This is a genomic window from Chroococcidiopsis sp. CCNUC1 (assembly GCF_023546805.1).
In the GTDB taxonomy this organism is placed as follows: domain Bacteria; phylum Cyanobacteriota; class Cyanobacteriia; order Cyanobacteriales; family Chroococcidiopsidaceae; genus Chroococcidiopsis; species Chroococcidiopsis thermalis.
In genome coordinates, this window is sequence record NZ_CP097480.1 from 3158179 (window position 1) to 3172852 (window position 14674).

The following is a 14674-nucleotide window of genomic DNA, read 5'->3' on the forward strand; positions in this document are numbered from 1 at the left end:
TATTGTGTAATTGGTCACTGGTCACTGGTCACTGGTCACTGATAACTGATTCTTCTCTTTTCATCCTATAGACTTCTGGTAATTTCCACCAAGGAACTTGGGGATATTCGTGATGTTCTTCGTGATATCCAAAGTGGTAGCAAGCAAGAAACGACCAGAAAGACACTATGTGAGTTGATTGGGCGCGATGAATATTTTCGTAGCCTGCTCTTGGTTCTCTGTGAGTTAAGAACGTACCAAAGTAAAACAACTGTACCGAACTGAGAATTGCTGGTAACGCCCAAAATAAAATGAGGTGGGCTCTAGATATATTTAATAATACATTTGCGCTATGAAAAAGGAGTGTTAATCCAATGATTTGTCGCCAACTCCAATAGTTTCCAATAAAATATAAGTACCAGGCAAAAAAGTTTTTCTGCTTGCCGTTGTGAAAATCGGGATCGAGTTGACTGGCTGGATGTCGGTGATGCGCCCAGTGCTTTTGCAGCAATCGATTGTAAGGAAATAAAGCATATAAACTTACAGCGACTCTACCAAACCAGCGATTTATTTGGAGATGATTTGGAGCGACTAGTCCATGCATGGCATCATGGGCTGTAATAAATAAGCCTGTATACAAAAATGTTTGCCAAACTATTGCTAATAGAATTCCCCAGATTCCCAGTTTTTCTAGTTGACTTGAGAGGAGAAAGCATAAACTAGCTATCCAAGTCACAATAATCGTTAAGGCAATTATAATCCCCTTATATGTATATGAATAACCAATATTCAATCGCGTTTCACTTTGGTTTAAAGCACTTTGTTGTAAAGGGTTCGGAATCGATGCAACCATGTCAGAGTAGAATCCTTAGCAAACGTAGAAGTAGACAAGCCAAACTTGAAGGCATTTGATGCAAGCCTTCCTTATCATATACGAATTTGTTAATTTTTGTTAATCTACCAAAGATAGATATGTTTTTAGTAGATATAAAATAGTTCTAGAGTTAGATTTGAAATAGTTATTCATGCAGCAAGGTTTGTCTGAGATTAGCTTTAATTCAGACAACAAAAGGCTTTTACTATTGCAATTTAAATAAGAAGGGGAAAAATTCTCATCTAACTCGCGACAGATTGCTTGTTGGTAAAAAGCTTTACGATCGAAGACTTAGGGAGTAGAGAGCAGAGCCAAACAAATTTACGAAAAACTTTATTTGTTGTCGGAGTGAAACTTTAAAGATATTTGTTGCGATCGCGTCGAGGAAAATAAAATTAGTTGATTAATTATTAACTTTATTTTTAGTTATAAATATTTTCTATAGTAGGGAGCGTTACTAACGCCCCCTACGTTGTTCTAACTTGCTATCAATCCCACCGGACAGGCTACATTCGTACCCCCTAAACCACAATACCCGCCAGGATTCTTTGCCAGATATTGCTGATGATATTCCTCTGCCCAATAAAATTCGGGAGCATCAATAATTTCAGTGGTTATCTTGCCATATCCTGCCTGAGTCAAGGCTTGCTGATAGGTATCTCGCGTTGCTATTGCTAATTGTTTCTGTTCTTCAGAGTAGACGTAGATTCCCGAACGGTATTGGGTTCCGACATCGTTTCCTTGCCGCATACCCTGAGTTGGGTCGTGGTTTTCCCAGAAAACTTTCAGCAATTGTTCGTAACTAATGACTTTGGGATCGTAGACGACAAACACAACTTCATTGTGACCCGTCATCCCCGAACAAACTTCTTTATAAGTGGGGTTGGGCGTAAAACCAGCCGCGTAGCCAACAGCAGTGATAAAAACGCCATCTAACTGCCAAAACTTGCGTTCTGCACCCCAGAAACAGCCCATACCAAACATAGCTGTCTCCATACCGGTAGGATATGGCGGCTTGAGAGGATTTCCATTTGTGTAGTGAGTCTGAGGTACGGGCATTGCTTGCGATCGTCCGGGTAAAGCCTCCTGAGGAGAAGGCATAGCGATTTTTTTACCAAATCCGAATATCATTATTGTTTTCCTAACTCTCAATCTCTAAACAACAGCTTTACCTTACTTAACATTGTAGAGATTTTAGTGAGTAACAACACGATCGCCGAGAAAAGCAAACAGCAAAAAAGCAAGAAGAATGAAACAACAAAGTGGTTTAGGTAAATCGACTTTGTTGCAATAGTCTTGATAAGATCGTTCCAATCCGGTTGGTCGAAAACAATCACAGGTAATGCAGCAAGAACAAAGCGATCGCGTATTAACAGCCTTGCAAGAGTTTTTCACTACACCTCTAGCAACGAAACTAAGCAAGCATCAACAAGTTTCTCCTCAAGCTGCTGCCTTAGAGTTATTTCGCGATGTGGCTGCAACTGTACCAGCATACAAAACTTTTTTGACGGCACGGGGAATCGAGCCAACAGCAATTCAAACTGTGGCAGACTTTCAACAACTGCCGCTACTGACAAAAGACAACTACCTACGTTGTCATTCCCTGCCAAATTTTTGTCGGCACGGACAACTAGAAAGATGCGATATGGTAGCAGCATCATCGGGTTCTACGGGGAAACCAACGTATTGGTTGCGCTACCTGACCGACGAACTGCAAATTGCCACCCGCTTTGAACAAATATTTCACGATAGCTTTTTTGCTGACACCCGCCCCACTCTAGCAGTTGTCTGTTTTACGTTGGGAACTTGGGTAGGTGGGATGTTTACAACTGATTGCTGTCGCCACTTGGCAAGTAAGGGTTATCCCATCACTGTTGTAACTCCAGGGAATAACAAAACAGAAATCTGCCGTGTCGTGCAAGAACTGGGTAGTTTATTCGAGCAAGTAGTATTGCTGGGATATCCGCCCTTTCTCAAAGATGTCATTGACACTGGTAGAGCTAACGGCATAGAGTGGCAGCGCTACCAAATCAAATTAGTCCTAGCAGGAGAAGTCTTCAGCGAAGAGTGGCGGAGTTTAGTAGGGGAACGAGTGGGAGCAAACAATCCCTACTATGATTCTGCTTCACTCTACGGCACGGCTGATGCTGGCGTGTTAGGCAATGAAACACCTTTGAGTATCTGCATCCGACGTTTTTTAGCAGAGAATCCAGAAGTAGCCCGTAGCTTATTTGGGGAATCGCGCTTACCCACCTTAGTACAATACGATCCGCTCAGCCGCTTTTTTGAAGTGCAAGACGGCACGCTACTATTTTCGGGCGATAATGGCATTCCCCTCGTGCGATATCACATTGCCGATACAGGTGGAATCATTGCTTACGATGCCATGCTGGAATTTTTGCGATCGCACGGATTCGACCCAATCGTCACTTTACAGCAACAAGGAACGAGAGGCATCCATGCTCTACCTTTCGTCTACGTGTTTGGGCGTGCTAATTTTACTATTTCTTACTTTGGCGCAAATATCTATCCCGAAAATGTCATCGTTGGCTTAGAACAACCGCAGATTCGAGAATGGGTGACGGGTAAATTTGTAATGGAAGTGAAGGAAGATGCCGATCGAAACCGTTTCTTCTCTATAGTGGTAGAGTTAGCACCAGGGGTAGAGGGAAATGAAGCAAAAAGAAATGCGATCGCCACCTCAATTCACGCGCAATTGCTCCGACTCAATAGCGAATTTGCCAATTACGTCCCCCCGAATATCAAATTCCTCACGTATCCCTCGCCCCCACCGGAGATCCAGAGTACTTCCCCGTAGGAGTCAAGCATCGATATACAAGATGAAGTCGCAAGTAGAGACGTTACATGTAACGTCTCTACATTGATAACTGACAACTGACAACTGACCTTACAATGAGTGTAGAGAGAAAACCCTCATATATGCCTAACAACCGTTCAGGAGTCTTTATCGGCGGTTTTTTATTAGGTGCTGCCGTCGGCACTTTAACTGGAATGTTAATCGCCCCACGTAGCGGACGAGAAGCGCGACAGTTGTTGAAAAAATCTGCTAATGCTATCCCAGAACTAGCAGAAGATTTATCGACTAGCGTGCAACTCCAGGCAGACCGTCTTTCAGGATCGGCATTACGTAGTTGGGATGATACATTAGAACGATTGCGAGAGGCGATCGCGGCTGGGGTTGAAGCCAGTCAGCAAGAGCGTCAAGCCATCAAACGGCAAAATAATGAGATTACTTCCGATTCCCGTACTGCTTATACAGATCGCCCGTAGTGCCACTGCGATCGATCCGCTGTTTTGGCTCGGACTGTCACTACTGCTAGTTGCTATTAGCCTCACAGCAGTTTTAGTGGCAGCCGTGCCAGCTTTTCACGAATTAGCACGGGCATCTCGCAGTGCCGAAAAACTCTTCGATACGCTCAAACGAGATTTGCCTCCAACTTTAGAAGCAATTCGCTTGACAGGGTTAGAAATTAGCGATTTGACCGATGATGTGAGCGATGGGGTAAAAAGTGCGGCACAAATTGCCAAGCAAGTCGATCGCAATTTAGATCGAGCCAAGGAACAAGCAAGAAGCGTCGAGGTGAATACTCGCAGCGTCTTCACAGGTGTAAAAGCAGCCTGGAAAACTTTCACCCGTAGCACCCCTAACCGCCATAGTCGCGATCGCCTTCCAGCAGAATCAAGGCAACCCTTACCCACATACTTCAATAAAAATTCAGATAGTGACTTCGACAAGGATACAGTCATCCCAGAAGAAAATCGTCTCAAATCGCCTCCTTTCTACTTTGATGACGAAGAGGAATGAATTGTAAATCGTAAGTCGAGAATTCACTGGTCACTGGTCACTGGTCACTGGTCACTGGTCACTGGTCACTGGTCACTGGTCACTGCTCATGCGCTCCCTGCTCTTGATAGAGTCATAATGATATCTGGAGAGTTTGTGAATTGAAGCAAAATAATTAACTATGGCGAAAGCAATTTGGAATGGAGCTGTCTTAGCTGAAAGCTCCAAAACAGAGATTGTTGAGGGCAACCACTACTTCCCTCCCGATGCGATCGACAAGCAGTATTTTCAAGAATCTTCCACTCATACGACTTGCCCTTGGAAAGGAACTGCCAGCTACTACAATGTTGTCGTTGATGGACAAGTCAACAAAGATGCTGCTTGGTACTATCCCACAGCCAAAGAGAAGGCAAAAAATATTGAGGGTTACATTGCCTTCTGGCGTGGAGTAAAAGTCGAATCATAGTCAGTCATTGGTCACTGGACATCAGAGGTGAAAGGTGAGAGGTGAGAGGTGAGAAAAATTAGTTATCAATTACTAAGTTCTTTTACTCTTACCTTCTGTCTCCTATCTGCGGACGATCGCCGATCCTATCAGGATTTCTCGATCGTCTAGTAGCACCAGTTCTCTATCAGTACAAATGACCAATGACGTAGGCGTAGACACCCGAAGGGTGTCTTCTCGAAGAATAGCCCTTCCCGAAGGGTATGACAAATGACTACCTAGCCCGAGCTTTTTTTGCCTGCTTAACCAGTACGGGTCTGGGTTTTTTCTTTTTGTATTTCGGGTCTTCCACCATACGAGACATGGGAGGACGGCAAGTTTCACAATACAGAGGTCTAGGACCATAACTCTCCCGTTCCGTGGGTTGACTGCATTGCTGGCAGATGAATTTATATAACCGAGTATGGATTGTACGTTCGTGGGCGCGGACTGTGTACTCTCGAACAAAAACCTTTTTGGATGGCATGACAAACAAAACCTAGCTATGGTGTATCCAATATGCTAACTAGAAAGGAGTTTAATACTGAAAAAAATGCCTCTTCATAGACAACTTCAACACTTAATCGAAAACTTAATTGCTCTGAAAGAGCTTTACCACACCCAGCTCGTAGAGTCTGAGAAACAGGTAGCTCGCTTCAAAGAGCAATTGTCGCATGTCAACGGGTTACTAGTAGCACAGTTGGTAGAAAATCAACAGTTTGTACAAAGCCTAGTCGATATGCGATCGCAATGTCATGCTCAACTAGAAGCGAACCAACGCCAAGCAGCCCATGCTAGAGAACAAATAACTCACGTTAATGCTCTCCTCGCAGACCAAGTGAGCTTACCTCCAATGCAACATGCATTTGAGCTGCCAACGACTGCTTTTGAAGAACAGCCACGGCAAACCCTATCTGGTATAACTGCACCCGAACCCGAATCATTCTCTCAGCCTCTATCCGACCTTACCCAACCACAGCCCCAAGCAGAAGCTGAACTTACCCAACCACAGTTCCAAGCAGAAGCTGAACTTACCCAACCACAGCCCCAAACAGAAGCTGAACTTACCCAACCACAGTTCCAAGCAGAAGCTGAACTTGCCCAACCACAGCCCCAAGCAGAAGCTGAACTTGCCCAACCACAACTCCAAACAGAAGTTGCCGAAACACCTCTGGAGGTAGGAGAGACGAGCGGGGACACTGCCAGATCTCCTTCGGCTATTAAAACTCCAATGAAGGCAGAATATCAGAATCTGACGAAAATTCAAGCAGTGGAAAAGCTATTGCAGGAAAACCAGGGCAAGATTTTAACTGTGGAGTATATCATCTGGTCATTGTATGGTGACATGGATGCAGAAGCGGTCAAAGCAGAAAAACCCAGGATCTATGATACCCTCGGACAAGGTACGGATAAAGGGATTTGGGAAAAAGTCCCAGATCAACCAGCTTGCTATACTTACAAGTTGAGCCTAGTGGAACCTACCGCAGATTCGGAATCTGCCACGGCTAACACCTCCCGCTTACCCGTAAGTTCTCGTCGGCGACCGTCGCGGCGTGGTAAAAGCGATGATATGCTGCCTCGCTACAATCATCTCAGTCTGACTGCGGCTGTGGAAGTGGTGGTGAACGAGCATCCTGGTGAAGTGATTACCACTGAGAAAGTTGCCAAAGTGCTATACGGCGATGACATTGACGGACGTGCCTTAGTCAAAGCTAAAGACCGGATTGGTAAAACCCTCTGGGGAGGAGCTACCCAAGGACGATGGCAGCGGATTCCAGGTAGACTGGGCTGTTATACGCTGAATTTGAAAACTTTGAAAAAGAGTTAGTTGTTAGTTGACGGTTAATAGTTGATGGCTATTGGTTGCTATTCTCCCTTGTCCCCCTTCCTGGCTCTTGTAGGGGCGCACAGCAGTGCGCCCCTACCGACTCTCGAAAAATTCTGGGTTAAGATGTATTGTCCATCTGCGATCGCCTAGCAATTGACTCTATCCTCACCTATGAAAACTCAACTCATCGTCATCACTACTGTTTTGACTGCTTTGCACTTCGCACCTCCAGCTCGTGCGGGAGATCTGGAACATACTAGACAACTTCTGGCAACAAAACAGTGCGAAGGATGCGATCTTAGTGGTGAGGGTCTGGTCTTAGCTAATTTAAGTCAGGCGAATCTGCGGGGGGCGAATTTAAGTGGTGCTAATTTGAGTCGGGCGAATTTGAGCGAGGCTGACCTAAGCGGTGCAAACCTTAGTGGTGCTTCTCTGTATGGCGCAAATCTGAGTGGTGCTAAGTTGGAGCAAACAGATTTGAGTGGAGCCGATCTGCGCGATGCCTATTTAGCTAATGTAGACTTGAAGACAACTAATCTTAGCGGTACTAGTTTGCAGGGGGCGATCGCCATTCCTACCCAAGCAGCAAAGCCTGAAGAATTTTATCGTTGGGGCATTGCTCAAGGACAAAAAGGCGACCCTAAAGGCGCAATTGGCTATTTCAATCAAGCTCTTAGCTTAAACGACAAATACGCCCCAGCTTACATGGCGCGAGGTATTGCCCGCTACCAACTGCTAGACCGACCGGGAGCGATGCAGGATGCTCAACGCGCCAAATGGTTATTTTTACGGCAGAGAAATAATGAAGGCTATGACACTGCCCAAGCCTTTGTAAACCAACTGCAAGCACCGCAAACAGAAACACCTAAGAGCAAACCCAATTTCTTTAACTTCCTTGGTGGCGTAACTTCAGTTTTATTAAGGTTTTTGTTGTAACCTAACTAGTGACTAGTGACTAGTGACCAGTGACCAGTGACCAGCGACCAGTGACCATCACCGCTGACTTACGACTTACTTATATGTCTCTATCCAGCGAATTGTGGCAAACTAACCAAGATTTAGCTCAAGCTTGTCTAAATCATCCATTTGTTCGGGGTATAGCCGATGGAACCTTGGAGCGAGAAAAGTTTGCTTACTATGTCGGGCAAGATGCATTTTTCCTTGAAGCCTTTGCCCGTGCCTACAGTATTGCCGCTGCTAAAGCACCTGATTGGGAAGGATTTAATTTGTTTCATGGCTTAGCTGGGGGCGTACTGCAAGAACTTCAGCTTCATGCCGGGTATGCAGCCACATGGGGAGTCAATATTAGTTCTGTCGAACCAGGTACAGCCACTCGTCGCTATATCGATTTTTTGTCGGCTACTGCTTGGAGTCAAGATGTGGGTTTAACCGCTGTGGCAATGTCACCTTGTATGAGACTTTATGCTTATTTGGGACAGAAGTTGGCAACTAAGGGTATTCTCACACATCAGTACAGCGATTGGATTCGTACCTACAACAGCCCAGAATTCGAGCAGCTAGCGCAACAACTCGAAAAATTGAGCGATCGCTACACTAGCAACTCCGATACCGTACAAAAAACTTATCGCTATGCTATGTTGTGCGAACGAGATTTCTTTCAAGCGGCTTGGGAATCGGGCGATCGACCATAACAATCGTTCGCTAGGTTTTCTTGCCACTGCTAGAGTGATATGCTGTGCGATGAAGTTCTTACTTTGATTTAATGAGTAAGTTCAACCTGCGTCCGTGGCATAGTATTCGAGCTGTTATCCAATGGCAACGCAGATGTAGGAAAGCAGGAAAACAGAGTGCGGCAAAGATTTTGATTTTGTCAGCACTAGCTTTAATAGTAGTGTTGGGTACTGTATTCAGCTTCATACTAGGTGAACCAAACGCTCAAGGCAACCCCACACGAGCAGAGCAATCGCCCAGTTTTGCAATTGCCGATGCGACTAGCACAAAATTAGTGAGAAAACCAGCACAATCGCAAGTGTTGTATCGAGATATTTATCTACGCCAGCAACCCAACCGAATTATTTTCGGTAATGACAAGCTCAAACTAGAATTCGATCGCGCCACTGGACAATGGCTGATCTTGGCTGCCGATGGAATTGCTGGTAATCTGATTGCGGCAGCAGACATTGCTCAGAACATTGATTTTCAGATTGATGGCAATTGGGCGATCGCGCAACATGGTGCTAAATTACTGCATTATGAGACGGCGATCGATCGCTTCAGAAAGGGCGTGACGCTGAATTTATCTTTTGGCGTTGTACCGCGTCCGCATCAAACAGATTCTCCTTATGAATTTGAATTAACTGTTGCTTACACGCTTTTTCCTGACCGAGGAAGTTTAGCGCGATCGGCAACACTACGCCGAAATTTTAGCAGCGCTCGCGCTTCGGCAAAGCAGGTCAGAAAGCTAGAAGGTTTTCGCTTTGGACTCCCTGGAGTAGGAATTGAAAATCCCGATCTCTGTGTCGTGGATGTTCCCGGTCCCTTTTTGCCTCAAACTTATGTCGCACCCCAAACTCCATACAAAAATCTAGTTAACCAATCCATTCAGTTGCATCGCGCCCCTGATGCTGGACTGGGAATTCTGACGATGACCAACAAACAGCGACAGATGACCTTAGCAAGTTGGATGGAGACATCGGGCGAAGTGGCGTATAACTCAACTATTCGTGGTGACGGACGCAAATTGAGTTTCTGGCATGAAAACTTACGTGCCTATCGCTTGCCAGAACAGTATACTGTCACATCTGACATTCACCATGTCGAATTAACGACTCAAGCATTACCTGCGGCACTTGCTCAATATCGACAAATGCTTGCCCGCACGCTACCGTTAGCTACCAATACTCCACAATGGGCGCGGGAAATGGTGCTGTTAGAAGTTTATCCTCCCTACTTTCCAGAGGGTTTCAAAGGCATTACTAAAAAATTATCCTTTTATCGTAATATCGGCTTTAACACCATCTACCTCATGCCGCACTGGGTTGGCGGCTACGCACCAATCGATCTTTACCAAGTCGAGCCGTCTTATGGCACGTCAGACGATCTGCGGGAGCTAGTACGCACAGCTCATTCTCTCGGCATGAAAGTATTATTTGACATGGTAATTCACGGCTTCGATCCGAAATCGTCAGTCCCGCAGGAGCGTCCAGATCTGTTCGTGCGTGACGAGCAAGGAAACCTGGCGCGCCATCGCGAGTGGGGAAGTATTTCAACGGATTGGGCAAGTCCTGCATACCAGCAATATATGGTCGATTTAGCGCTACACGATCTCAAAACTTATAACATTGATGGTTATCGGGTCGATGCCGCAGGCTATAAAGGAGCGAGCTGGGATGCAAAAATTCCTTATCCAGCTTATCGCAGTGGTTCGGCTTCGCCGGAGTTAATGCAGCGAATGTTGTCTGCTATGCAGGCAGTTAAGCCCGAAACAGTCTTGTTGAGCGAAATATTTGGTCCCGTTTTTTATTCTGTCTCTAACTTAGTTCACGACAATCAAACTGAAGCCGGACAGTTTTTGCTCGATCGCATGGCAGCAGGCAAGGTTAATGCTCAACATTACAAGGCACATATTGCCAACGTATTGAGCGCTCTGCCAGCAGGAGCCAACCGCGTTTATTTCACGCGCAATCACGATACTTCCTGGTTCTATCACTTCAACGGCTACACGCCACGGTTGATGGCAATGGAGGCTGTTCATGCTTTATTTGGGATTCCCGAAGTATTTGCTGGCGATCCCAAATATAGTCCTAATCCAGACGATAATCCAGATGTTTACGAGTTTTATCGACGGCTGTTTTTAACCCGACAGCAGTTTCCCGAACTGGTGCGTGGTGAAGTATTATTGCGTGAGATAGAGTGCGATAATCCTTGGGTATTTACTGGTTTGCGGCGTAGCAACGGTCAGTTGACCCTAGTTGCAATCTCGTTTAGTGGCGATCGCGAAGCTGCAAACTTAACGCTTAGTATTAATACATCTACTACTCAGGCACGGCAAAAGATCCAACTCATCGATCCAATCCAGGGAGACAATATCGAATTTGCTAGAACCGGAGATGCCATGAATAGCGTTCGCATCAAACTAAAGCCATTTCAAATATTAATGGGACGACTATGAAATTAGACAACTATAAATAGGCGTTCATGACTTCCGAATTTTGTAGCTTGCTGCTCCAAAGGGATATGCCGAATTCCGAAACCTAATCCAAGTTTGCCATCCGATCGCCGAGAGTGACATCAATTGTCTGAGTTGTTGTAGTTGTATTTGCAGTGGTTCGCCACTCTGCCTCAAGCGATAAATACTGTCTTGTCCGCAATAAATTATTTCTGGTGCGTCGCGCAGTACGGTACGAGTGCAACGCTCGATCGCAATTAGTGTATCAGCCGTCCGTGCTAATTTGCGGCGAATTTGCCAAATTCGTCGCGCTACATAGCAAAGCAGCACAGATAAAATTAAATTTATGGCAACAACAATCGTAACCATGAGGCTCAAAGCTGTATGGGTTGATGACAAAATAAGTTTATGTTTTGCAAAATAATTTATTTTGATTTTTGATTATTTGCATGTTCTACGTAGTGGGAAAAAATATTAACAATTGCGATAACTTCGTTAAGCTTTGCTACCGCGGTTGGCTACACTTTTAATTTGTTTTTATAGCTTTTTTTACATTCATTGAGCAAAGGCAATTTCTTAAAAGTGGCATTTGAGAGTTAACAGTCGATCTCAATAACTTTGTATTTGATAATACTAGCAGCGATCTCAGCCAAGGGAGAGAAGTTTTTTCGCCAAGGCATTGATATTTTGTTTTTACCAATGCTAATGCATAAATTACCTTTAAGTAAAGATTTTTTACAGTAAGTTATGCATGAGTAAAATTACTCATTAAGCTATCATTTTGTTTGCCATCATGAAAGAAACAAACGTTGAAGCCAAGTACAACCAGAAAGACCGCGATCGTGCAGCAAACTCAGCGATCGCCAATGGAGAAGATTTTAACTTTGACTTGTGGGCAAGAGCCGTCAGACAACAAATGCTAGCTGTGTTGCGCGAAAGAGAATAGCATATAGTCAGACGTATAATTTCAATAAAATTTGATGCAAGTTTCTTTCTCAGTCACCTCCGACGCGATCGCATCTGGTTTTCATGCCTTGTCTGAGCCGTTACGCATTCGGATACTAGAACTTTTACGCTCCTCAGAGCTTTGCGTGTGCGAATTGTCGGAGGAACTGGGAATTGCTCAATCTAAGCTATCTTTTCACCTCAAAACCTTAAAGGAAGCTAATTTAGTGCGATCGCGTCAGGAAGGACGCTGGATTTACTACAGCTTGAATTTGTCGCAGTTCGTTGCATTAGAACAATATTTATCGGAATATCGCCGCTTCAGTCAATTGCTTCCTGCCCGTCCCTGCGAGGATACGCCCTCATCTTGAGCCAAACATCCCCTCTTGACAAATCAATTTTTTTTGAAATGATAGAAAGGTAGATTCCCCGATCGCAAATTGATTTCAAGTGTAGGGGTGAGGCATATGAAAACGATAGCCAGTATTTCTATTTTCCTGGCGGGATTTGGTGTTGCGATCGCAACTGCTATGGCAATGCCAAACGCAGTTAGTCCAACCAAGCAACCGTTAAGGTTCGCTCAAGCGAATAATTCAGAACCCGCAGCTACAGTTAAGACGGACGGTTCTAGCACAGTTTACCCCATCACCAAAGCAATAGCAGAAGAGTTTCAAACCACAGCGTCGGGCAAGAACGCACAGTTGCTCGTGAATTTTTCTGGTACGAGTGCTGGGTTTAAAAAGTTTTGTGCCGGAGAAACAGACATTAGCGATGCTTCCAGACCGATCCGCACTGACGAGATGGAAGCTTGCAACAACAACAAAATTAGATATATCGAACTACCCGTTGCCTACGACGCGCTGACAATCGCCGTTAATCCTCAAAATACCTGGGCTAAAGATATTACTGTAGCCGAACTGAAAAAGATGTGGGAGCCAGCGGCAGAGGGAAAAATTACGAATTGGCAGCAAATCAGGTCTGCGTGGAGCGATCGCCCCTTAAAATTATACGGTGCTGGTAAAGATTCGGGTACGTTTGATTATTTTACTGAAGCAGTAGTCGGTAAAGCCAGAGCTAGCCGCCAGGACTACACGGCAAGCGAAGATGATGATGAATTGGTAGAGGGAGTGAGCAAAGACCTGAATGCGTTGGGGTATTTTGGCTTTGCTTATTACGAGGCAAATCAAAACAAGCTGAAGGCTCTGGCAGTAGATAGCGGTAGAGGTGCAGTTTTACCATCGCGACAGACAGTAGAAAAAGCACAGTACGAGCCTCTGTCTCGACCATTATTTATCTACGTTAATGCCAGATCGGTTCAGCTCAAACCTGCCGTGCGAAGATTTGTCGATTTCTATATTCAGCGTGCGCCAACTTTAGTTAGCTCCGTGGGTTACATCCCTTTACCTGCGGAAGGCTATCGCCTGAGTTATATCTACTTCAATCGAGGCAAAGTGGGAACCGTCTTTGAAGGCAAATCCCAAATTGGTCTGACAATTGGGCAGTTATTACGCAGACAAGCAAAATTTTAACTACAACCAGGTAAAGTAATGGGAATTCGAGTTGGTATCAACGGTTTTGGTAGGATCGGACGATTAGCATTAAGGGCTGCCTGGGGATGGTCGGAACTAGACTTCGTACATATCAACGAAATTAAAGGTGGTGCAGTCGCCGCCGCCCATTTACTCAAATTTGATTCCGTCCACGGTCGCTGGACACCAGAAGTAGCAGCAGAGGACGATCGCATTTCTATTGACGGCAAGTATTTGAGTTTCAGCGAGTCCCCCACACCAGGAGAAGTTCCGTGGGATGAGTTGGGAGTCGATCTCGTATTGGAGTGTTCTGGTAAATTCCGCACTCCAACTTTACTCGAACCCTATTTTAAGCGGGGAGTGCAAAAAGTCATCGTGGCTGCACCCGTTAAGGAAGAGGCGTTAAATATCGTTATGGGAGTCAACGATCGCCTCTACGAACATGACAAGCACCACTTACTCACAGCGGCTTCCTGTACCACAAACTGTCTGGCTCCAGTTGTAAAAGTTATCCATGAAGGATTGGGAATTCGACATGGAGTCATTACCACAGTCCACGACCACACCAACACGCAGACAATCGTAGACGCGCCGCATAAAGACTTGCGACGGGCGCGAGCGACGGGTTTATCTTTAATTCCAACGACAACGGGTTCCGCTACAGCAATCGGGTTAATTTATCCCGAACTGCAAGGTAAGCTCAACGGTTTGGCAGTGCGAGTGCCGTTATTAAATGCCTCCCTCACCGATTGCGTGTTTGAAGTCGTGCGTCCTACCACAGTAGAGGAAATTAACGGTTTGCTCAAAACTGCGGCAGAAGGAGAACTCAAAGGCATTCTCGGTTACGAAGAACGTCCCTTAGTTTCTGTAGACTACAAAGACGACCCGCGATCGGCTGTTGTAGATGCACTATCAACAATGGTCATCGATGAAACACAAGTCAAAGTTTTAGCCTGGTATGACAACGAATGGGGCTATGCAAATCGCATGGTTGAACTTGCCCGCAAGATTGCCCGTTGTTACTAATCTCCTTCTTGCAAACTTGAGATCCCCCAACCCCCTTAAAAAGGGGGCTACGTACTCCCCCTTGTCAAGGGGGCA

Annotated in this window: 15 protein-coding genes and 1 pseudogene; 12 read left to right on the forward strand and 4 right to left on the reverse strand. The window is 45.3% G+C overall.

Annotated features, from left to right (window positions below):
* Window positions 1–28: 28 nt before the first annotated feature.
* Window positions 29–832 carry a beta-carotene ketolase CrtW gene (gene crtW, locus M5J74_RS14795; RefSeq protein ID WP_015154849.1) on the reverse strand — a complete coding sequence of 268 codons (804 nt, stop codon included), beginning with the start codon at window positions 830–832 and terminating at the stop codon, window positions 29–31.
* Window positions 833–1330: 498 nt separating this feature from the next.
* Window positions 1331–1987: a peptide-methionine (S)-S-oxide reductase MsrA gene (gene msrA, locus M5J74_RS14800; protein WP_041463126.1), complete on the reverse strand. Its 657-nt coding sequence runs from the start codon at window positions 1985–1987 to the stop codon at window positions 1331–1333.
* Between the two features lie 208 nt (window positions 1988–2195).
* On the opposite strand from msrA, the pseudogene M5J74_RS14805 reads away from it, so the two are divergent.
* The 4 genes and pseudogenes from M5J74_RS14805 (at window position 2196) to M5J74_RS14820 (ending at window position 5124) form a co-directional block, all read left to right on the forward strand.
* Window positions 2196–3697 (forward strand): annotated as a pseudogene (locus M5J74_RS14805) (phenylacetate--CoA ligase family protein).
* A gap of 96 nt (window positions 3698–3793) precedes the next feature.
* A complete protein-coding gene (locus M5J74_RS14810) occupies window positions 3794–4144 on the forward strand; it encodes a YtxH domain-containing protein (RefSeq protein WP_039716885.1) in 351 nt (116 codons plus the stop codon).
* A complete protein-coding gene (locus M5J74_RS14815) occupies window positions 4098–4679 on the forward strand; it encodes a hypothetical protein (RefSeq protein ID WP_015154853.1) in 582 nt (193 codons plus the stop codon). Before M5J74_RS14810 ends, M5J74_RS14815 begins: the two co-directional genes overlap by 47 nt.
* A 160-nt stretch (window positions 4680–4839) precedes the next feature.
* Window positions 4840–5124, forward strand: coding sequence for a DUF427 domain-containing protein (locus M5J74_RS14820; protein ID WP_015154854.1), 285 nt, complete (start codon window positions 4840–4842; stop codon window positions 5122–5124).
* 253 nt (window positions 5125–5377) lie between these two features.
* Here the strand turns inward: M5J74_RS14820 and M5J74_RS14825 are convergent, their stop codons facing one another.
* The gene (locus tag M5J74_RS14825) at window positions 5378–5629 is read right to left on the reverse strand and encodes a hypothetical protein (RefSeq protein WP_015154855.1); all 252 of its coding nucleotides are present in this window, start codon (window positions 5627–5629) and stop codon (window positions 5378–5380) included.
* 66 nt (window positions 5630–5695) lie between these two features.
* On the opposite strand from M5J74_RS14825, the gene M5J74_RS14830 reads away from it, so the two are divergent.
* From M5J74_RS14830 to M5J74_RS14850, 4 genes are all read left to right on the forward strand, one after another.
* Entirely contained in the window at window positions 5696–6970 is a 1275-nt protein-coding gene (locus tag M5J74_RS14830; protein WP_158631820.1) for a hypothetical protein, read from the forward strand.
* Between the two features lie 171 nt (window positions 6971–7141).
* Window positions 7142–7906, forward strand: a complete 765-nt coding sequence (locus M5J74_RS33130) for a pentapeptide repeat-containing protein (RefSeq protein ID WP_015154857.1) — start codon at window positions 7142–7144, stop codon at window positions 7904–7906.
* An 83-nt stretch (window positions 7907–7989) separates the two neighbouring features.
* Window positions 7990–8622 (forward strand): TenA family protein, encoded by a 633-nt coding sequence (locus tag M5J74_RS14845; RefSeq protein ID WP_015154858.1) that lies wholly within the window; start codon window positions 7990–7992, stop codon window positions 8620–8622.
* 71 nt (window positions 8623–8693) lie between these two features.
* Window positions 8694–11102, forward strand: a complete 2409-nt coding sequence (locus M5J74_RS14850) for an alpha-amylase family glycosyl hydrolase (protein ID WP_250017100.1) — start codon at window positions 8694–8696, stop codon at window positions 11100–11102.
* Between the two features lie 24 nt (window positions 11103–11126).
* Here M5J74_RS14850 and M5J74_RS14855 read toward each other — a convergent pair whose 3' ends face one another.
* Complete coding sequence (locus tag M5J74_RS14855; RefSeq protein ID WP_106168693.1) at window positions 11127–11468, reverse strand: hypothetical protein; 342 nt, start codon at window positions 11466–11468, stop codon at window positions 11127–11129.
* Between the two features lie 424 nt (window positions 11469–11892).
* On the opposite strand from M5J74_RS14855, the gene M5J74_RS14860 reads away from it, so the two are divergent.
* The 4 genes from M5J74_RS14860 (at window position 11893) to M5J74_RS14875 (ending at window position 14599) form a co-directional block, all read left to right on the forward strand.
* Window positions 11893–12045 carry a hypothetical protein gene (locus tag M5J74_RS14860; protein ID WP_015154860.1) on the forward strand — a complete coding sequence of 51 codons (153 nt, stop codon included), beginning with the start codon at window positions 11893–11895 and terminating at the stop codon, window positions 12043–12045.
* Window positions 12046–12079: 34 nt separating this feature from the next.
* Entirely contained in the window at window positions 12080–12415 is a 336-nt protein-coding gene (locus tag M5J74_RS14865) for a helix-turn-helix transcriptional regulator (RefSeq protein ID WP_015154861.1), read from the forward strand.
* Between the two features lie 96 nt (window positions 12416–12511).
* Window positions 12512–13573, forward strand: coding sequence for a PstS family phosphate ABC transporter substrate-binding protein (locus M5J74_RS14870; protein WP_015154862.1), 1062 nt, complete (start codon window positions 12512–12514; stop codon window positions 13571–13573).
* Window positions 13574–13591: 18 nt separating this feature from the next.
* Window positions 13592–14599, forward strand: a complete 1008-nt coding sequence (locus tag M5J74_RS14875; RefSeq protein WP_250017102.1) for an ArsJ-associated glyceraldehyde-3-phosphate dehydrogenase — start codon at window positions 13592–13594, stop codon at window positions 14597–14599.
* Window positions 14600–14674 lie beyond the last annotated feature (75 nt).